Source organism: Azospirillum sp. A23, assembly GCF_042938965.1.
Taxonomy (GTDB): Bacteria; Pseudomonadota; Alphaproteobacteria; order Azospirillales; family Azospirillaceae; genus Azospirillum; species Azospirillum melinis.
In genome coordinates, this window is the sequence record NZ_CP170663.1 from 987,641 (window position 1) to 1,005,606 (window position 17,966).

Annotated in this window: 16 protein-coding genes; 13 read left to right on the top strand and 3 right to left on the bottom strand. The window is 68.0% G+C overall.

What is annotated here, in order from left to right:
• Positions 1 to 509: 509 nt before the first annotated feature.
• The 13 genes from ABNQ40_RS04265 to ABNQ40_RS04325 all read left to right on the top strand — a co-directional run bounded on the left by ABNQ40_RS04265 (position 510) and on the right by ABNQ40_RS04325 (position 14,319).
• Positions 510 to 1,463, top strand: a complete 954-nt coding sequence (locus tag ABNQ40_RS04265; RefSeq protein WP_109049667.1) for a LysR substrate-binding domain-containing protein — start codon at positions 510 to 512, stop codon at positions 1,461 to 1,463.
• 284 nt (positions 1,464 to 1,747) lie between these two features.
• Positions 1,748 to 2,797 (top strand): ABC transporter substrate-binding protein, encoded by a 1,050-nt coding sequence (locus tag ABNQ40_RS04270; RefSeq protein ID WP_109049668.1) that lies wholly within the window; start codon positions 1,748 to 1,750, stop codon positions 2,795 to 2,797.
• A gap of 183 nt (positions 2,798 to 2,980) precedes the next feature.
• Positions 2,981 to 4,054: an ABC transporter ATP-binding protein gene (locus tag ABNQ40_RS04275; protein WP_109049669.1), complete on the top strand. Its 1,074-nt coding sequence runs from the start codon at positions 2,981 to 2,983 to the stop codon at positions 4,052 to 4,054.
• Positions 4,051 to 5,001: an ABC transporter permease gene (locus ABNQ40_RS04280; RefSeq protein WP_109049670.1), complete on the top strand. Its 951-nt coding sequence runs from the start codon at positions 4,051 to 4,053 to the stop codon at positions 4,999 to 5,001. Before ABNQ40_RS04275 ends, ABNQ40_RS04280 begins: the two co-directional genes overlap by 4 nt.
• The gene (locus ABNQ40_RS04285) at positions 4,998 to 5,798 is read left to right on the top strand and encodes an ABC transporter permease (RefSeq protein ID WP_109049671.1); all 801 of its coding nucleotides are present in this window, start codon (positions 4,998 to 5,000) and stop codon (positions 5,796 to 5,798) included. The genes ABNQ40_RS04280 and ABNQ40_RS04285 overlap by 4 nt, the downstream gene beginning before the upstream one ends.
• A gap of 236 nt (positions 5,799 to 6,034) precedes the next feature.
• On the top strand, positions 6,035 to 6,844 hold the full coding sequence (locus ABNQ40_RS04290; RefSeq protein ID WP_098736847.1) for an ABC transporter permease: 810 nt from the start codon (positions 6,035 to 6,037) through the stop codon (positions 6,842 to 6,844).
• Between the two features lie 97 nt (positions 6,845 to 6,941).
• Positions 6,942 to 7,958, top strand: coding sequence for an ABC transporter substrate-binding protein (locus tag ABNQ40_RS04295; RefSeq protein ID WP_109049672.1), 1,017 nt, complete (start codon positions 6,942 to 6,944; stop codon positions 7,956 to 7,958).
• Between the two features lie 75 nt (positions 7,959 to 8,033).
• Positions 8,034 to 8,858 carry an ABC transporter ATP-binding protein gene (locus tag ABNQ40_RS04300; RefSeq protein WP_109490913.1) on the top strand — a complete coding sequence of 275 codons (825 nt, stop codon included), beginning with the start codon at positions 8,034 to 8,036 and terminating at the stop codon, positions 8,856 to 8,858.
• Positions 8,859 to 8,947: 89 nt separating this feature from the next.
• On the top strand, positions 8,948 to 10,312 hold the full coding sequence (locus ABNQ40_RS04305) for an enolase C-terminal domain-like protein (RefSeq protein ID WP_109049673.1): 1,365 nt from the start codon (positions 8,948 to 8,950) through the stop codon (positions 10,310 to 10,312).
• Positions 10,309 to 11,460, top strand: a complete 1,152-nt coding sequence (locus ABNQ40_RS04310) for a Gfo/Idh/MocA family protein (protein WP_109049674.1) — start codon at positions 10,309 to 10,311, stop codon at positions 11,458 to 11,460. The genes ABNQ40_RS04305 and ABNQ40_RS04310 overlap by 4 nt, the downstream gene beginning before the upstream one ends.
• Before the next feature lie 74 nt (positions 11,461 to 11,534).
• On the top strand, positions 11,535 to 12,695 hold the full coding sequence (locus tag ABNQ40_RS04315; protein WP_391345598.1) for a dihydrodipicolinate synthase family protein: 1,161 nt from the start codon (positions 11,535 to 11,537) through the stop codon (positions 12,693 to 12,695).
• Positions 12,695 to 13,561, top strand: a complete 867-nt coding sequence (locus ABNQ40_RS04320; RefSeq protein WP_109049750.1) for a sugar phosphate isomerase/epimerase — start codon at positions 12,695 to 12,697, stop codon at positions 13,559 to 13,561. Before ABNQ40_RS04315 ends, ABNQ40_RS04320 begins: the two co-directional genes overlap by 1 nt.
• Before the next feature lie 74 nt (positions 13,562 to 13,635).
• Positions 13,636 to 14,319, top strand: coding sequence for a TetR family transcriptional regulator (locus ABNQ40_RS04325; RefSeq protein ID WP_109049751.1), 684 nt, complete (start codon positions 13,636 to 13,638; stop codon positions 14,317 to 14,319).
• A 68-nt stretch (positions 14,320 to 14,387) separates the two neighbouring features.
• Here ABNQ40_RS04325 and ABNQ40_RS04330 read toward each other — a convergent pair whose 3' ends face one another.
• The 3 genes from ABNQ40_RS04330 to ABNQ40_RS04340 all read right to left on the bottom strand — a co-directional run bounded on the left by ABNQ40_RS04330 (position 14,388) and on the right by ABNQ40_RS04340 (position 17,957).
• Positions 14,388 to 15,968 (bottom strand): MFS transporter, encoded by a 1,581-nt coding sequence (locus ABNQ40_RS04330; protein WP_109049752.1) that lies wholly within the window; start codon positions 15,966 to 15,968, stop codon positions 14,388 to 14,390.
• Positions 15,965 to 17,104 carry an HlyD family secretion protein gene (locus tag ABNQ40_RS04335; protein WP_109049753.1) on the bottom strand — a complete coding sequence of 380 codons (1,140 nt, stop codon included), beginning with the start codon at positions 17,102 to 17,104 and terminating at the stop codon, positions 15,965 to 15,967. Before ABNQ40_RS04335 ends, ABNQ40_RS04330 begins: the two co-directional genes overlap by 4 nt.
• A 100-nt stretch (positions 17,105 to 17,204) precedes the next feature.
• Positions 17,205 to 17,957, bottom strand: coding sequence for an SDR family NAD(P)-dependent oxidoreductase (locus tag ABNQ40_RS04340; RefSeq protein ID WP_109049754.1), 753 nt, complete (start codon positions 17,955 to 17,957; stop codon positions 17,205 to 17,207).
• Positions 17,958 to 17,966 lie beyond the last annotated feature (9 nt).

The following is a 17,966-nucleotide window of genomic DNA, read 5'->3' on the forward strand; positions in this document are numbered from 1 at the left end:
GAATATTTATCGATGCACCGTATATCTTTGAGATCGCGCCGGATCTGCCGGCGTTACACATGGATGTATTGCAAACTGCAGGGTTTTCTTTGCCGGGGCACCGCGGGATTCTGCCCAGCGATACCCGACCGTTCCCCCGAGTTCCCGTGATCCTTGCGACAGCATCGGCAGCCAACCTATAACTGTCAAATCAGATCGAAGGGGTGTTTCATGACTGAATGTTATGATTCGGTGAGGGGTGGTTGGTTTTTGGGGCTGCCTTTGCCGGTCATGTCCGTGAACGCCCTCTCCCGCCCCGGGAGAGGGAGGGGACCCGCCGAAGGCGGGGAGGGTGAGGGGTGGCCCAAGACTCAAGAACCGCATGGTTTCTTGGATCACCCCTCACCCTTCCCACCGCTACGCGGCGGGCCCCTTCCCTCTCCCGGGGCGGGAGAGGGAGCCATATGCGATCGCCTCGCTCCCCGGGGGGAGAGGGGATTAAGCCCGCGGTGCGAAGCGGGAGCGGCGCCATGATCAATCCGCGCCAGATCGAGGCCTTCCGCGCGGTGATGCTGACCGGCGGCATCACCGCGGCGGCGGAACTGCTGAACATCTCGCAGCCGGCGGTCAGCCGCCTGATCGGCGACCTGCAATATGCGCTGAAGCTGACCCTGTTCGAACGGCGCGGCCCCCGCATCGCGCCGACCAGCGAGGCGATCTCGCTGTATCAGGTGGTCGACCGCGCCTTCGTCGGGCTGGAACTGATCGAGCAGACGGCGCGCGACCTGACCGCGAGGCGCAGCGGGGCGCTGCGGGTGGCGGCGATGCCGGCGCTGGGGGTGGGGTTCCTGCCGCGCTATGTCGCGCGCTTCCTCAGCGACCGGCCGCGGGTGGACATCGCGCTGCGCGGCAGCACCTCGCCGATCATTCTCGACTGGGTGGCGACCGGCCAGTGCGAGTTGGGATTCGCCCACACCCCCATCGACCATGCGGCGGTGCTGACCGAGAAGATCCACGGGATTCCCGCCGTCGCCATCCTGCCGCCCGGCCATCCGCTGGCCGCCAGGGAGGTGCTGGAACCGAAGGATTTCGAGGGGGAGAGCTTCATTTCCACCAGCCCGCCGGCCCTGCTGCGCTCCCGCATCGACACCATCTTCGCCGATCATGACGTGTCGCGGCTGATGCGGGTGGAAACCCAGCTGACGATGAACGCCTGCGCCATGGTGGCGGCCGGCTACGGCATGTCGATCGTCGACCCCTTCACCGCCCAGGATTATGTCCCGCACGGGCTGGTCGTCCGCCCGTTCGAACCGCGCATCGGCTTCGACATCGCCATCCTGCGCTCCGCCCAGGTGCCGCTGTCGATGATCGCCGAGGACTTCCTGGCCGGCTTCCTGGAGGAGGCGACCCGCTTCCGCGACAGTTTTCTCGGGATCGGCGGCGGTGGAATCGCCGCTCAACTCGTTCGCAGCACGGAATTATAACATTTCCGGATGAATGATGGCGGGAATTCGATTTGACGGTTATGTGACTGCACCATCACCCTTGATCCATGTCCTGGCTGCGACCCTGCACGAAAAACAGCCCGCAAGAGGGCGGCCGGCAAGGTTACGGACGGTAAAAGCGGCGATCCGGCCTCGTGCAGACGATGCGGTCCGAAGATCAGCCCCAGATGAACCCCCAGGCCAGGAACAGGCTTCCATGGAACTGGGAACCCGATGAACAGGGACCCTGCCAACAGGGATCAAGGCTCTAGAGGAGAATGACGATGCGCTCGGTGATGTGCGGGTTGATGGCGACGGCGGCCCTGTGGTGCGGCATGGCCGCGGTGCAGACGGCCCAGGCCCAGGAAAAGACGCTCTATGTCGCCGCCTATGGCGGGTCGTTCGAGCAGACCATGCGCAAGGACATCATCCCGGCCTTCGAAAAGGCGATGGGCGTGAAGATCGAGTATGTCGCCGGCAACTCCACCGACAACCTCGCCAAGCTGCAGGCCCAGAGGGGCAACCAGCAGATCGACGTCGTCATCCTCGACGACGGCCCGATGTATCAGGCGGTGGCGCTGAACTTCTGCGCCGACCTGGAGAAGGCGCCGGTCTACGACCAGCTCTACGATCTGGCGAAGATGCCGTCGGGCAAGGCGATCAACTTCGGCGCGGTCGGCACCGGCATCCTCTACAACAAGGCCTGGTTCGACGAGAACAAGATCCCGGCTCCGACCTCGTGGAAGGATATCGAGGATCCGCGCTTCAAGAAGAAGCTGGCGATTCCGCCGATCAACAACAGCTACGGCCTGCACGCGCTGGTGATGATGGCCCGCCTGAACGGCGGCGGCGAGACCAACATCGAGCCGGGCTTCAAGGAGTTCAAGGACAAGATCAACCCGAACGTGCTGGCCTATGAGCCGTCGCCGGGCAAGATGACCGAGCTGTTCCAGAGCAACCAGGCCGTCATCGCCGTCTGGGGTTCGGGCCGCGCCAAGGCGCTGGCCGACACCGGCTTCCCCGCCACCTTCGTCTATCCCAAGGAAGGCGGCATCGTGCTGGGTTCCGCCGCCTGTCAGGTCGCCGGCAGCAAGAATGCGCCCGAAGCGCAGAAGTTCATCCAGCACATGCTGGGGGTCGAGGCGCAGACCGCTCTCGCCGTCAGCGCCGGCTTCGGCCCGGTGAACAAGACGGTCGAACTGCCCGCCGAGAAGCAGGCCGGCATCCCCTACGGTCCGGAACAGGTCGGCAAGCTGCTGGTGGTGGACTGGGACACCATCAACAAGAACCGCGAGATCTGGAACAAGCGCTGGACCCGCGAGATCGAGCGCTGAGGGTGTGACGCCCTCTCCCGTCCCGGGAGAGGGAGGGGACCCACGACGTGGGGAGGGTGAGGGGCTTTCCGGACATGGATTTCTGATCCTTGGATCACCCCTCACCCTTCCCGCCGCTTTGCGGCGGGCCCCTTCCCTCTCCCGGGGCGGGAGAGGGAGTTTAAGCGAGAGGGAGACGACGGCATGGCTTATCTGGTTCTCGACCAACTGACCAAGCGCTTCGGAAACTGGACGGCGGTCGACAACGTCTCGCTGACCGTTGAGAAGGGCGAGCTGATTTCGCTGCTGGGGCCGTCGGGCTGCGGCAAGACCACCACCTTGCAGATGATCGCCGGCTTCCTCGACGCCGACGGCGGGCGGGTGATGCTGGACGGCCAGGATTTGCTGGCGAAGAAGCCGAACGAGCGCGGGCTCGGCATCGTCTTCCAGAGCTATGCCCTGTTCCCGCATATGACCGCCGCGGAGAACGTCGCCTTCGGGCTGGAGATGCGCAAGATCGCTCGCGCCGACCGCGACCGCATGGTCGCCGACGCGCTGAAGCTGGTCGGGCTGGAGCAGTATGGCGACCGCCATCCACGCCGGATGTCGGGCGGCCAGCAGCAGCGCGTGGCGCTGGCGCGCGCGCTGGTGATCAAGCCGAGCCTGCTGCTGCTCGACGAGCCGCTGTCGAACCTGGACGCCAAGATGCGCGAGGAGATGCAGATCGAGCTGCGCCGCATCCAGCGCACCGTCGGCACCACCATGATCCTCGTCACCCACGACCAGTCGGAGGCGATGGCGCTGTCCGACCGCGTGGTGGTGATGAACAAGGGCCGCATCCAGCAGGTCGCCACCCCGCAGGACGCCTACGACCACCCGGCCAACGCCTTCGTCGCCAACTTCCTCGGCCGCACCAACCTGCTGCCGGGCATGGTCGGCGGCGGGTCGGCCGGGACCGTCATCACGGTGGCGGACAGCGTCTGGCCGGTGGCGCAGCCGATGGCGGCGGGTCCAGGGGCGCTGGCCGTGCGGCCAGAGAAGATCGGCTTCGTCGATGCGGGGGGCTTGAGCGGCACCGTGCTGGCCCGCGTCTTCCAGGGCACGCAGTGGCTGTTCGAGATCGAGACCGCCGCCGGCCGGCTGATGGTGATCCGCCAGCATGACGGCTCGCCCCTGCCGGCGGAGCGCGAGCGGGTGATGGTCGGCTGGCGGGCGGACGACATGTCGGTGATGCCCGCGGATCCGGATACGGTCTTCAATGCCCAGGAGGCGGCATGAGCATGGCGGCTTCCACCGATAACGCCACTGGCAGCCAAGTGCAGGCGAATGCCGCAAATCCCTCCACCCACGCACCGCCGCCGCGCCGGCCGCGCCGCTGGCCCTGGACGCCCTATCTGCTGAGCGCGCCGGGTCTGGCCCTGTTCGCGGTGCTGCTGCTGGTGCCGCTGGCGATGACCTTCCTGTTGTCGCTGAACAGCTTCAGCTTCTATGGCGGCATCGAGAATGTCTGGCAGCTCGGCAACTATGCCGACATCGCCGCCGACAGCTATTTCCACGAGGTCTTCCTGCGCACCTTCCGCATCGCCGCGGTGGTGACGATCCTCTGCGCGGTGTTCGGCGCGCCGGAGGCCTACATCCTGCGCCGGATGAAGTCGCCGTGGCGCGGGCTTTGCCTGCTGATCGTGCTGGGGCCGCTGCTGATCTCGGTGGTGTCGCGCACGCTGGGCTGGGCGCTGCTGTTCGGCTCGACCGGGCTGGTCAACCAGGGGCTGATGGCGCTGGGGCTGATCGCGACGCCCATCGAGTTCATGTACACGGAAACCGGCGTCGTCATCGCACTGACCCATGTGCTGGTGCCCTTCATGGTGCTGTCGGTGTGGGCCTCGCTCCAGCGGCTCGACCCGCAGGTGGAGAATGCGGCGCTGTCGCTGGGCGCCGGGCCGCTGACGGTGATGCGCCGGGTGGTGCTGCCGCAGATCGTGCCGGGCATCCTGTCGGGGTCGATCATCGTCTTCGCGCTGGCGGCCAGCGCCTTCGCCACCCCGGCGATCATCGGCGGACGGCGGCTGAAGGTGGCGGCGACTCTCGCCTATGACGAGTTCCTGAACACGCTGAACTGGCCGTTGGGCGCCACGGTGGCGGTGCTGCTGCTGATCGCCAACGTCGTCATCATCGTCGGCTGCAACCGGCTGGTCGAACGTCGCTACAAACAGGTGTTCGAATGAACCGCAACGGCCCGATCGCGCTGATCTTCCACGTCCTGTTCTTAGGCTTCCTGCTGGCGCCGATCCTGATCGTCTGCGCCGTCGCCTTCACCTCGCAGGGCTATCTGTCGCTGCCGACCGAGGGGCTGTCGCTGCGCTGGTTCCGCGCCATCGGCGACAATCCGGAATTCATCCGCGCCTTCAAGGACAGTTTGCTGCTGGGGGCGGTGTCGTCCACGCTCGCGATCCTGGTGGCGGTGCCGGCGGCGCTCGCCATCGCGCGCCATCAGTTCTTCGGACGCGAGGCGATCCAGGCGCTGTTCCTGTCGCCGCTGATGGTGCCGCACATCGTGCTCGGCATCGCCTTCCTGCGCTTCTTCACCATGATCGGGCTGGGCGGCACCTTCGCCGGGCTGGTGCTGAGCCATGTCATCATCATCCTGCCCTTCGCGCTGCGGCTGATCCTGGCGGCGTCGACCGGCATGGACCGGGCGGTGGAGAACGCCGCCGCGTCGCTCGGCGCATCGTCCTGGACCTGCTTCCGCCGGGTGACGCTGCCGCTGATCCTGCCGGGTGTCGCCAGCGGCTGGGTGCTGGCCTTCATCAACAGCTTCGACGAGGTGACGATGACCGTCTTCATCGCCTCGCCGGAGACCACCACCCTGCCCGTCCGCCTGTTCCTCTACATCCAGGACAACATCGACCCGCTGGTCGCCGCGGTGTCGGCGGTGCTGATCTTCCTGACGGTGGCGGCCATGCTGGTGCTCGACCGCGTCTATGGGCTGGAACGGTTGCTGGTCGGCAAGGGCCGCGACTGACACGGCAAAGCGTCTTCCGGTTTCCTCCCTGAACTGCCCCGCACCTCCCCGGTGCGGGGTATTTTTTTGGCCAAGCGGCAGGGGTCGGTTATGCCGATGGTTCAGAATGCAAATGATTCGTTTGCACCATTTTCGGTGTTGACCGCAGGGGGCATGCGGACGTACTTTTAACCAGCCGGTTAAAACATAGCGACCGCCACACAGGTCGCCCCGAGCCCGCCGGCCGGAGGAGACGCATGGAACCCCGCTCTCGCTCGGGCGCAGCGTTGCGCCTGCTCAATTCCGACTGGGTCCGCCCCATCCTGCTGATGGTCATCCTGCTGGTTCTGTGGGATCTGTCGGTCCGGGTGTTCGGCGTTCCAGCATATCTCGTGCCGAAGCCCGGCGACGTCGTGCTGGCGATGATCGACGAATGGCCGCGCCTGCTGGCCGAATCCGTCCCGACCTTCACGGCCACGCTCGGCGGCTTCGCGCTGTCGGTGCTGTTCGGCATTCCCATCGCGATGCTGATCGCCGGATCGCGCGTGGTCGAGGCCTATGTCTACCCGCTGCTGGTCTTCTCGCAGTCGATCCCCAAGGTCGCCATCGCGCCGCTGTTCGTGGTGTGGTTCGGCTTCGGCCTGATGCCGAAGGTGATCGCCGCCTTCCTGCTGGGCTTCTTCCCGGTCGTGGTGTCGGCGGTGCAGGGCTTCAAGTCGGTCGACAACGAGATGATGGATCTCGCCCGCTCGATGAAGGCGTCGCGCCTCCAGACCTTCCAGATGGTCAGCCTGCCGCACGCGCTGCCGGCGATCTTCGCCGGGCTGAAGGTCTCGATCACGCTGGCCGTGGTCGGGGCGGTGGTCGGCGAATTCGTCGGCTCCAACTCCGGCATCGGCTTCGTCCTGCAACGCTCCATCGGCAACTTCGAGCTGCCCTTGATGTTCGCGGCGCTGACCGTGCTGGCGCTGATGGGCGTCGTGCTGTTCTGGGTCATCGACGTGGTCGAGCGCTTCTCCATTCCCTGGCACTCCAGCCAGCGCCACAAGGCCAATCTCGGCGCCTGACGGCACTTCGAACCCTCGGTTCATCGACAAGAACCCCGACGCCGCACAACGCAGGCCGACGGGGCGATCCACCACCCATGGGAGGTCACCGGTCGTGATGAAGAAAACCATCGTCGCAGCGCTCTGCGCCTTCGCCGCCTCCACCTTGCCGGCGCAGGCCGCCGACAAGGTGACGCTGATGCTGAACTGGTACGTCTATGGCGAGCATGCGCCCTTCTATTACGGCAAGGACAAGGGGCTGTACGAGGCCGAGGGCATCGACCTGGAAATCCAGGAAGGCCGCGGATCGGCGGTGACGACGCAGCTGGTCGCCAGCAAGGGCGTCACCTTCGGCTATGTCGACGTGCCGACCATGATCAAGGCCGCCATGAAGGGCGCGCCGGTGACCTCGCCGGGCGTTCTGCTGCAGACCAGTCCGATGTCGGCGATGGGCTTCACCGAGAAGAACATCCGCAAGCCGGAGGACATCAAGAACCGCATCGTCGCCATGACGCCGGGCGACAGCATGTCCCAGATCTGGCCGCTGTTCCTGAAGAAGACCGGCCTGAAGGAGCGTGACTTCGAGGTGGTGTCGGGCGACGCCCAGACCAAGCTGAACGCCGTCATCAACGGACAGGCCGACCTGCTGCTGGGCTATGTCATGGACCAGAGCATGAAGATCAAGGACGCCACCGGCAAGTCGGTGACGCCGATCCGTTTCGCCGATTACGGCGTCAACATGGTCTCGTCGGGCATCATCGCCAACACCGACGTGATGAAGAGCAACCCGGACCTCGTCCGCCGCTTCATGGCCGCCACCACCAAGGCGGTGGAAGAGGCGGAGAAGGCGCCGAAGGACGCCGCCGCCGCCATCCTGAAGGCCAACCCGAAGGGCGGCAAGCCGGACACCCTGCAGGAAGGCTTCGAGCTGACCATCCCGCTCTACCGCACCAAGGAGACGGAGAAGCTGCGGCCCTTCCAGGTCACCGACGCCAACATGAAGGAGACGGTCGATCTGCTGGTCGAGTATGGCGGGCTGGACGCGGCGGCCAAGGAGAACCCCAAGCGCTTCTACACCCGCGAGTTCCTGCCGCCCGACCCGGCAGCCGCCGCGGTGAACGCAGCAGCGAAGTGACCGGCCCAAAGTGACTGGCCCAAAATGACCGACCGGCCCACCGCCCGACCCACCGAAGGGAGCGACGAGGAGAGCATGGCACAGCCTCAGTTGAAACTGGTCGGCGACGCGGCGACGCAGCGCCTGTCCGGCGAGCCGCTGATCCGCATCGACGGCGTGACCAAGACCTACCGCACCCGCGACGGGGAGGTGCCGTCGCTCCGCCCCATCACCTTCGACGTGCGGCCGGGCGAGTTCCTGGTGGTGGTCGGTCCGTCCGGCTGCGGCAAGTCCACCCTGCTGAAGATGCTGGCCGGCCTGCTGCCGGTCAGCAGCGGCACCATCAAGATCGAAGGCGACACGGTCACCGAGCCGCACGACGACACCGGCATCGTCTTCCAGAGCCCGACCCTGCTGGCCTGGCGGTCGGTGCTGCGCAACATCATGCTGCCGGTGGAAATCCGCCGCCTGCCGCGCGAGCGCTATCTGGAACGCGCCCACAAGCTGGTCGAGATGACCGGGCTGAAGGGGTTCGAGAACAAGTATCCCTGGCAGCTGTCGGGCGGCATGCAGCAGCGCGCCGCCCTGTGCCGGGCACTGGTGCACGACCCGAAGATCCTGCTGATGGACGAGCCGTTCGGCGCGCTCGACGCCATGACGCGGGAACGGATGAATGTCGAGCTGCAGCGCATCCAGCATGAGACCGGCAAGACGGTGATCCTGATCACCCATTCCATCCCCGAGGCGGTGTTCCTGGCCGACCGGGTGATGGTGATGTCGGAACGGCCCGGCACCATCGCCGCCACCTACGAGGTCCCGCTGCCGCGCCCGCGGACGCTGGACGTGATGGGCGACCCGGTCTTCATCCAGCTGACCCAGACCATCCGCAAGCATTTCGCGGCGCAGGGGCATCTCGACTAAGGCTGCCGCGCCGCGATTGCTCCCTACCCTGCCCCTTCCCCGTACTGGGGAAGGGAACGGCCCCGTGCGCCATCTGAAAGACACTCGCCATGTCCGCCCCCCGTCTCCGCATCCGCGCCATCGAGCTGTACGAACGGCCCGTCCGTTTCGTGAAGCCGTTCCGCTTCGGCGCGGTGACGGTGGAGGCCGCCCCGCAATCCTTCGTCCGCGCCCTGGTCGCGGTCGAGGGACAGAGGGAGGCCTGGGGGGCGACGGCCGAGATGATGATGCCGAAATGGTTCGACAAGCGCCCGGACCGCAGCCCGGCCCAGACGGTGGACGGGCTGCGCCGCTCGCTGATCGAAGCGCGCGACGTCTATCTGTCCGACGGCCGGCTCGACACCGCCTTCGGCCATCACGCCGCCTACAGCCCGGCGTTGGAGCCGAAGCTGGCCGCCGCCTTCGGGCCGGCGCAGATCGACAAGGCGGTGTTCGACGGGCTGCTGCGGGCGTTGGGCCTGAATGCGTTCGACGGGCTGGGCGGCAATGTCGCCGGGCTGGACGCGCGGCTGGCCCCCGATCTCGCCGGCTTCGAGCTTGACGGGTTTTTGCGCGGGCTGACCCCGCTCGGCGAGGTCGAGCTGCGCCACACCGTCGGCCTGCTCGACAAGGCCGAAGACCTGCACGCCCTGCTGGAGCAGGCGACGCTGCGCTGGTTCAAGATCAAGCTGGGCGGCGATGCCGCCGCCGACGCCGAACGGCTGGCGGAGCTGGCCAGCGTGCTGGAAACCGCCGCCCCCGGCTACCGCGCCACGCTGGACGGCAACGAGCAGTATCGCGACGCCGCCCATGTCGCGGAGCTGCTCGACCGCATCGACGCCTCCCCGGCGCTCACCGGCTTCCGCAGGGCGCTGGCCTATCTGGAACAGCCGATCGCGCGGGAGGCGGCGCTCGCCCGGCCGCTGGGCGCGGTGGCGGAGCGGGTGCCGGTGATCATCGACGAGTCCGACGACGGCTACGACGCCTTCCCGCGCGCCCGCGCCATGGGCTATCGCGGCGTGTCGTCGAAATCCTGCAAGGGCCTGTACAAGGCGATGGTCAACCGCGCCCGCTGCGCGGCCTGGGGGCCGCCGCACTTCATCTCCGCCGAGGATTTGACCTGCCAGGCCGGGCTGTCGGTGCAGCAGGACACCGCCCTGGTCGCCTTCCTCGGCATCCCGCATGCCGAGCGCAACGGGCACCAGTATGGCGAGGGCTTCGGCAGCGCCGCCGAGGCCGAGGCCTTCCTCGCCGCCCATCCCGGTTTCTACGACCGCCGCGCCGACGGCACGGTCAGGCTCGCCACCGGCTCCGGCCGGCTGCCGACCGCCGCGCTGCGCGGTCCCGGCTTCGCGTCTTCAGCGGGTCCCGACCGGGCCACGCTTTCCCCCCTTTCAAACCCGACATCAGCGTTTTCCGAAGGAGTCCACCCATGAGCACCAAGCGCCTTGGCCTCATCATGCACGGTGTCACCGGGCGGATGGGCATGAACCAGCATTTGATCCGCTCGATCCTGGCGATCCGCGCCCAGGGCGGCGTCACCCTGTCGGACGGCTCGCGCGTCATGCCCGACCCGATCATCGTCGGCCGCAACGCCGAGAAGATGCAGGAGCTGGCCCGCCGCCACGGCATCGAGCGGTGGAGCGACAATCTCGACGCCGCGCTGGAAAACCCGGACGACGTGATCTTCTTCGACGCCGGCACCACCCAGATGCGCCCGACGCTGCTGGAGAAGGCGATCCGCGCCGGCAAGCATGTCTATTGCGAGAAGCCCATCGCCACCAATCTGGACGAGGCGTTGCGCGTCGTCCGGCTGGCCGCCGAGGCCGGGGTGAAGAACGGCACGGTGCAGGACAAGCTGTTCCTGCCGGGCCTGGAGAAGCTGCGCATGCTGCGCGACAGCGGTTTCTTCGGCCGCATGCTGTCGGTGCGCGGCGAGTTCGGTTACTGGGTGTTCGAGGGCGACTGGCAGCCGGCACAGCGCCCGTCCTGGAACTACCGCGAGGAGGACGGCGGCGGCATCATCCTCGACATGATCTGCCACTGGCGCTATGTGCTCGACAACCTGTTCGGCACGGTGAAGAGCATTTCCTGCCTGGGCGCCACCCACATCCCGGAACGCTGGGACGAGAAGGGCAAGCCCTACAAGGCGACCGCCGACGACGCCGCCTATGCGATGTTCGAGCTTGAGGGCGGGGTGATCGCCACCATCAACTCGTCCTGGTGCACCCGCGTCTACCGCGACGATCTGGTGACCTTCCACGTCGACGGCACCAACGGCTCGGCGGTCGCAGGATTGACCGACTGCGTGATCCAGCCGCGCCAGGGCACGCCGCGTCCGGTGTGGAACCCCGACCAGAAGCAGACCATCGACTTCTACGACACCTGGCAGCCGGTGCCCGACAACGCCGTGTTCGACAACGGCTTCAAGGTGCAGTGGGAGTCCTTCATCCGCCATGTGGTCGAGGACACCCCCTACAATCACGGCCTGATCGAAGGCGCCAAGGGCGTCCAGCTGGTGGAATGCGCGATGCAGAGCTGGCGCGAACGCCGCTGGGTCGACGTGCCGGCCATCGAGGGCTGAGGCGTTCGCCGGGGAGGGGTGCGGACCGCCCCCTCCCCCGCCCCTCCGCTGCGACTTATCCAGGAATACCGCCCATGCCGACCATCCGCCTCCCCCGCGCCGACCGCAGCATCGAAAGCTACACGCTGGCCCCGCCGCGCGGCTTTCCCGCCCGCACAGACCGGCCGCTGACCCGCATCGCGTTCGCCGCCGCCCATATGGTCGCCGACCCGCTGGCGGACTGCGATCCGTGGCTGGCCCCGGCCATCGACTGGGACCGCACCATCGCCTTCCGCGAGCATCTGTGGGACCTCGGGCTCGGCGTCGCCGAGGCGATGGACACGGCGCAGCGCGGCATGGGGCTGGACTGGCCGACCTCGCTGGAACTGATCCGGCGGTCGCAGTCGGCGGCCAAGGCGCGCGGCGGGGTGATCGCCTGCGGCGCCGGCACCGACCATCTGCCGCCGGAGAACGCCCGCAGCGTCGACGACGTCATCCGCGCCTATGAGGAGCAGATCGAGGCCATCGAGGCGCTCGACGGCCGCATCATCCTGATGGCGTCGCGCGCGCTGGCCCGCGTCGCCACGGGGCCGGAGGATTACGTCCGCGTCTATGGCCGCATCCTGTCGCAGGTGAAACAGCCGGTGATCCTGCACTGGCTGGGCGACATGTTCGACCCGGCGCTGGCCGGCTATTGGGGCACGGCCGACGTCGATGCGGCGATGGACACCGCGCTGTCGATCATCGGCGATTTCGCCGCCAAGGTGGACGGCATCAAGATCTCGCTGCTCGACAAGGACAAGGAGATCGTCATGCGGCGGCGCCTGCCTGAGGGCGTGCGCATGTACACCGGCGACGACTTCAATTACGCCGAGCTGATCGCCGGCGACGGGCAGCTGCATTCCGACGCGCTGCTCGGCATCTTCGACGCCATCGCGCCGGCCGCCGCCGCGGCGCTGGCCCATCTGGCCGAGGGCGACGAGGCGGGGTTCCACGACATCCTGGCACCGACCGTGCCGCTGTCGCGCCACATCTTCAAGGCGCCGACCCGCTTCTACAAGACCGGCGTCGTCTTCATGGCCTATCTGAACGGCCATCAGGACCATTTCACCATGGTCGGCGGGCAGGAGAGCACGCGCTCCACCCTGCATCTGGCCGAGCTGTTCCGGCTGGCCGACAAGGCCGGGCTGCTGTCCGATCCGGACCGCGCCGCCCAGCGGATGGCGGCGGTGCTGGCAGTAAGAGGGATTTCGTGATGCGCGATTTTTCCGGCGACCATCGCTGGCTGTCGATCAACACCGCCACGGTGCGCAAGCAGGGCAATCTGGTGGAGATCCTCGACGCCTGCGCCCGCCGCGGCATCCGCGCCGTCGCGCCCTGGCGCGATCAGGTGGCAGCGGTCGGGCTCGACGCCGCGGTGCAGGCGGTGCGCAGCGGCGAACTGGCGCTGTCCGGCTATTGCCGCGGCGGCATGTTCCCGGCCGACCCGTCCAAGGCGGCGGAGGTGCGCGACGACAACCGCCGCGCGGTGGACGAGGCGGCGGCGCTGGGTGCCGCCTGCCTCGTGCTGGTGGTCGGCGGACTGCCGCAATATTCCCGGCCCGGCTCGGCCGCCAGCAAGGACATCGCGCTGGCCCGCTCGCAGGTCGAGGACGGCATCGCCGAGCTGCTGGACCATGCCCGCAAAGTGGGGATGCCGCTGGCCATCGAGCCGCTGCACCCGATGTATGCCGCCGACCGCGCCTGCGTGAACACGATGGCCCATGCGCTCGACCTCTGCGACCGGCTGGATCCGGAGAAGTCGGGGGCGCTGGGGGTGGCGGTCGACGTCTATCATGTCTGGTGGGATCCGGATCTGGAGGCGCAGATCGCCCGAGCCGGCAAGGAGCGGCTGCTGGCCTTCCATGTCTGCGACTGGCTGGTTCCGACAACCGACCTGCTGCTCGACCGCGGCATGATGGGCGACGGCGTCATCGACATTCCGCGCATCCGCGGCTGGGTCGAGGCCAACGGCTTCGCCGGCTACTCGGAGGTGGAGATCTTCTCGCAGGCCAACTGGTGGGAGAAGCCGATGGGCGAGGTGCTGGACACCTGCATCGAGCGGCACCGCAGCGCGGTTTGAAATCGTTGGCCGAGGCTTCTACCATGGGGGGAAGACCCCTTCCCTCCCCCGGACCGCAGGAGCCGGCTTCCCGCATGGACAGCCTGACCGACACCCCCGACCCGGCGCCGCACGCCCCCGCAATCGCTGCGGCGCCGGCCAAGGTGACCCGCGACCCGGAGGGCACACGGGCCCGCATCATGGCCGCGGCGACGGAGGAGTTCGCCCGCTACGGCCTGGGCGGCGCCCGCGTCGACCGCATCGCCGAGCAGGCCGGCACCAACAAGCGCATGCTCTATTACCATGTCGGCAACAAGGAGGAGCTGTATCTGGCGGTGCTGGAGGATGCCTATGCCCACATCCGCGAAACCGAACGCACGCTGAATTTGGACAAGCTGGCCCCGCCCGAGGCCATCGCGCGGCTGATCGGCTTCACCTGGCAGTATTTCATCGACCATCCCGAATTCATGGCCCTGCTGAACATCGAGAACCTGCACAGGGCCGAACTGCTGAAGACCTCGGGGCAGGTGCAGTCGATGCACTCCCCCTTCGTGCAGATGATCGGCGACGTGCTGGCGCGCGGGGTGAAGCAGGGGGTGTTCCGCGCCGGGGTCGATGCGGTGCAGCTCTACATCTCCATCGCCGGGCTGTCCTACTTCTATTTGTCCAACGTCCACACCCTGTCGGTCATCTTCGGCCGCGACCTGCTGGCCGACCCGGCGCGGAAGGAGCGGCTGGACCATATGGTGGAGCTGGTGCTCCAGTCGCTGCGGCCGTGAGGGGGTGAGGGGGGTGGTCGGAGTCTGACCACCCCTGTCGTTTCGGCGCTTCTACTGTTTCGGGGCTTCTACTGTTTCGGCGCCGGACGCAGCAGGGCGATCAGCAGCAGGCCGCCGACGATGAACCAGGCGATGACGACGAAGCCGTCGATGTAGGCCAGCACATAGGCCTGCTTTCGCACCGCCGCCGCCAGCAGCGACAGGGCGCGGTCCGTCGTCTCCTCAGGCCCGGTGGAGCGGGCGGCGAGCCGCGCCATGCCGCCGGCCAGCCGGTGGACGGTGTCGGTGCCGCCGGACACCACGTCGGACACCAGCCGGAAGCTGTGGAACTGCTCGCGCACGCGGACGAAGGTCTGCATGAAGGCGGCGCCCAGCTCGCCGCCCAGCAGGCGCGAGGTCTGCAACAGGGCGCCCAGCGCCAGGATGTGGGCCTGGGACAGATTCTTGATGTTGAAGTAGATCAGCGAGGTCATGGCGAAGGACTGGCCGAAGGCCTGGAGCATCTGCGACGGCAGGAAATCGGCACCGACCCAGTCGGCCGTCAAATGCGAGGCGAGCCAGCAGGCGAGCCCCACCGCGGCGAAGCCGGCCGCCATCACCACCCGCGGATCGGCATGGCGCAGCAGCGTGCCGACCAGCGGCGCCAGCAGGAACTGCGGCAAGGCGATCAGCAGCAGCGTGTCCCCGACCTCCAGCGCGCGGTAATTGTTCACCGTGATCATGAACTGCGGCACCAGATAGGCGGTGGACAGCATGACCAGCCGCAGCAGCACCAGCAGCAGGCACAGCAGCGGGATGTTGCCGCGGAAGAGCGCGCTGAAGGTGATCCAGGGTTTGGGGCAGGTCAGCTCCTGCACGACGAAGGCGCCGACCAGCAGGCCGCCGGACAGGAACAGCCCGGTGATCAGGCCGGAATTGAACCAGTCCAGCCGGTTGCCCTGGTCCAGCCCGGCATAGAGCAGGGCGAAGCCGAGGCTGGCATAGGCGATGCCCCACCAGTCGCCGTCCTTCAGCAGGTCGCGGCGCACCGGCTCGGCCGGCATGCCGAAATGGACGCACAGCGCCATCAGCGGCGCCAGCAGGGCGGTGTCCCAGAACAGCCAGCGCCAGTCGAGATGCTCGATCACCCAGCCCTCGACCGAGGCGGCGAAGTTCAGCGACAGCTCGACGTTCATCGCATAGACGGCGATGCCGTAGACGACATAGCGTGGCGGCAGGTTGCGGACGATGAAGCCGATGGTCAGCGGGATGAAGGTGCCCGACGACAGCCCGGCCAGCAGCTGGAAGGTCAGCACCCCGGTCAGCGTGCCGGTCAGCGGCAGGGCCAGCATCGCCAGCCCGTAGGTGAGCGAGGAGACCAGCAGGACGCGGCGCGGCCCGAACACCACGCCGAGGAAGGCGGCGGCCGGGGCGACCAGCATCTGCGCCACCGTGTAGGCGGTGGTGATCCAGGCCCCCTCGTCGAAGCCGGCGCCGATGGCGCCGCGGATGTCGGCCAGCCCGAAGGTGGTGATGCGCGAGGTCAGGGTGGAGATCAGCGCCCCCAGCATGACGCCGAGCAGGCCGACGATCGGATGGTGGGTCAGGATCGGCTGGGCCGGACGGAGCAGGAGCCGGGACAGCCGCCCGCCGGCCAGACCGACGCTCACGATCCGCCCTCCTGGCCGCTCTCCCGAACCTCTCCATCCGTATCGATGGTGACGACGACGGACATGCCGGGGCGCAGCCGGTCCTGCAACGGGTGGGGGCCGTCGAGGACGATCTTCACCGGGATGCGCTGGACGATCTTGGTGAAATTGCCGGTGGCGTTGTCGGGGGGAAGCAGGGCGAACTGGCTGCCGCTGGCGGGCGACTGGGCGGCGACCCGGCCGGTCAGCGTCACGTCGGGGAAGCTGTCGATGCGGACCGTCGCCGGCAGGCCGGACCGGATCCGCGTCATCTGGGTTTCCTTGTAGTTGGCGATCACCCACACCGCCGGCAGCGGCACCAGCGTGACGATCTGGCTGCCTTGCCCGACATACTGGCCGGGGCGGACCTGCCGCTGGCCGACCATGCCGTCGGCCGGGGCGCGGATCGTCGTGCGGTCGAGCGTGATGCGGGCGAGGTCGAGATCGGCCTGCCGTTGCAGCCGGGTCGCCCGGGCTTGGCGCACCTGCACGTCGATGCCGTCGAGCGCCGCCTTCTGCTGGTCGACCTGGGCCTGTCCCGCCTCCAGCGCCGCCTGGGCCCGGCGGGAGGTCGCCTGCGCCTGTTGCAGCGCCTGGAGCGTGCCGGCGACGCCCTGTTCGGTCAGGGAGCGCTGGCGCGCCTCCTCCAGCCGCGCCCGCCACGCCTCGGCCTCCAGCCCATGGACGTTCGCCTCGGCCTGATCGACCAGGGCGCGCTGGGTGCGCTTCTGGATGTCGAGCTGGGCGATGGCGGCGTCGGCGGCCTCCAGCGCCGCCTCCGCCTGCTGCACGCGGGCGCGGTAGTCGTCGTCGACGATGGTCGCCACCGGATCGCCGGCCTTCACCCGCTGGAAGTCGCCGACCGGCATGTCGCGGACGACGCCCGCCACCTGGGACGACAGCGGGGTGATGTCGGCCTGGAGATAGGCGTCGTTGGTGGTCTGGCGCGCGGCGGAGCCGAGCCAGCGGTCCCAGCGCGTGGCGAAGGCCACCAGCAGCACAACCGCCAGCCCCAGCACCGCCAGCCGCACCAGCCAGGGGCTCCAGGCCACCGGCGGCGGGGCGGCCGGAGGGGGTTGCTGAGCCGCTTGCTGGGGTGGTGCTGCGGCATCGCTCATGCGGGACTCTCCATCGGCCTGTCGGAACGGTCCGGCCGACCCTACGCGATGGCCTGCGGAAAAGCGCCTTGCACCAAGGTGTAGCCCCGCTTGGGACCGGTCAGGACAGGACGATGCCGCCGTCGACGTTCAGCGTCTGGCCGGTGACGAAGGCGCTGTCGTCGGAGCAGAAGAAGGCCACCGGGCCGGCAACATCCTCCGGCGCGCCGATGCGGGCCATGGCGGTCTTGGCCTTCCAGCCGTCGCGGATCGCCGGATCGTCGAGGTTCACCCGGCCCATGTCGGTCAGGATGATGCCGGGGCACACACAGTTGGCAGTGATGCCGAGCGGCCCGACCTCCTGCGCCAGCACGCGGGTGAAGCCCATCACCGCGGCCTTGGAGGCGGAATAATGCGCCTGTTCCGGCGCGCCGTGCTTGCCGCCGATGGAGGCGATGTTGCAGATGCGGCCGTAGCCCTGCGCCTTCATCAGCGGCAGCACCGCCTGGGTGACGAGGAAGGTGCCCTTGGCGTTCACGTCCATCACCTGATCCCAGGCGGTTTCCGGACAGTCCTCCACCGTCGCGGCGATCAGGATGCCGGCGTTGTTGACCAGCGCATGGATGGTGCCGAGTTCCGCGACCGCGCGGTCGACCATCGCCTGCACCTCGTCCTTCGCCGACACGTCGGCGTGCAGTTCGACCACCCGGACGCCTTGCGCCCGCGCCTCCCCCGCCGTCTCGGCCAGCGCGCCGGCCTGCCGGGCGATGTCGTTCAGCGCGAGGTCGAAGCCGCGCTCCGCCAGTCCGAGAGCGATGGCGCGGCCGATGCCGCGGCTGGCGCCGGTGACCAGCGCGATCTTCCCCTGTGCCATATCGGTGTT

Coding starts and splice junctions, on each gene's coding strand:
- ABNQ40_RS04265 (WP_109049667.1), top strand. CDS start 510: ATGATCAATCCGCGCCAGATCGAGGCCTTCCGCGCGGTGATGCTGACC.
- ABNQ40_RS04270 (WP_109049668.1), top strand. CDS start 1,748: ATGCGCTCGGTGATGTGCGGGTTGATGGCGACGGCGGCCCTGTGGTGC.
- ABNQ40_RS04275 (WP_109049669.1), top strand. CDS start 2,981: ATGGCTTATCTGGTTCTCGACCAACTGACCAAGCGCTTCGGAAACTGG.
- ABNQ40_RS04280 (WP_109049670.1), top strand. CDS start 4,051: ATGAGCATGGCGGCTTCCACCGATAACGCCACTGGCAGCCAAGTGCAG.
- ABNQ40_RS04285 (WP_109049671.1), top strand. CDS start 4,998: ATGAACCGCAACGGCCCGATCGCGCTGATCTTCCACGTCCTGTTCTTA.
- ABNQ40_RS04290 (WP_098736847.1), top strand. CDS start 6,035: ATGGAACCCCGCTCTCGCTCGGGCGCAGCGTTGCGCCTGCTCAATTCC.
- ABNQ40_RS04295 (WP_109049672.1), top strand. CDS start 6,942: ATGAAGAAAACCATCGTCGCAGCGCTCTGCGCCTTCGCCGCCTCCACC.
- ABNQ40_RS04300 (WP_109490913.1), top strand. CDS start 8,034: ATGGCACAGCCTCAGTTGAAACTGGTCGGCGACGCGGCGACGCAGCGC.
- ABNQ40_RS04305 (WP_109049673.1), top strand. CDS start 8,948: ATGTCCGCCCCCCGTCTCCGCATCCGCGCCATCGAGCTGTACGAACGG.
- ABNQ40_RS04310 (WP_109049674.1), top strand. CDS start 10,309: ATGAGCACCAAGCGCCTTGGCCTCATCATGCACGGTGTCACCGGGCGG.
- ABNQ40_RS04315 (WP_391345598.1), top strand. CDS start 11,535: ATGCCGACCATCCGCCTCCCCCGCGCCGACCGCAGCATCGAAAGCTAC.
- ABNQ40_RS04320 (WP_109049750.1), top strand. CDS start 12,695: ATGCGCGATTTTTCCGGCGACCATCGCTGGCTGTCGATCAACACCGCC.
- ABNQ40_RS04325 (WP_109049751.1), top strand. CDS start 13,636: ATGGACAGCCTGACCGACACCCCCGACCCGGCGCCGCACGCCCCCGCA.
- ABNQ40_RS04335 (WP_109049753.1), bottom strand. CDS start 17,104: ATGAGCGATGCCGCAGCACCACCCCAGCAAGCGGCTCAGCAACCCCCT.
- ABNQ40_RS04340 (WP_109049754.1), bottom strand. CDS start 17,957: ATGGCACAGGGGAAGATCGCGCTGGTCACCGGCGCCAGCCGCGGCATC.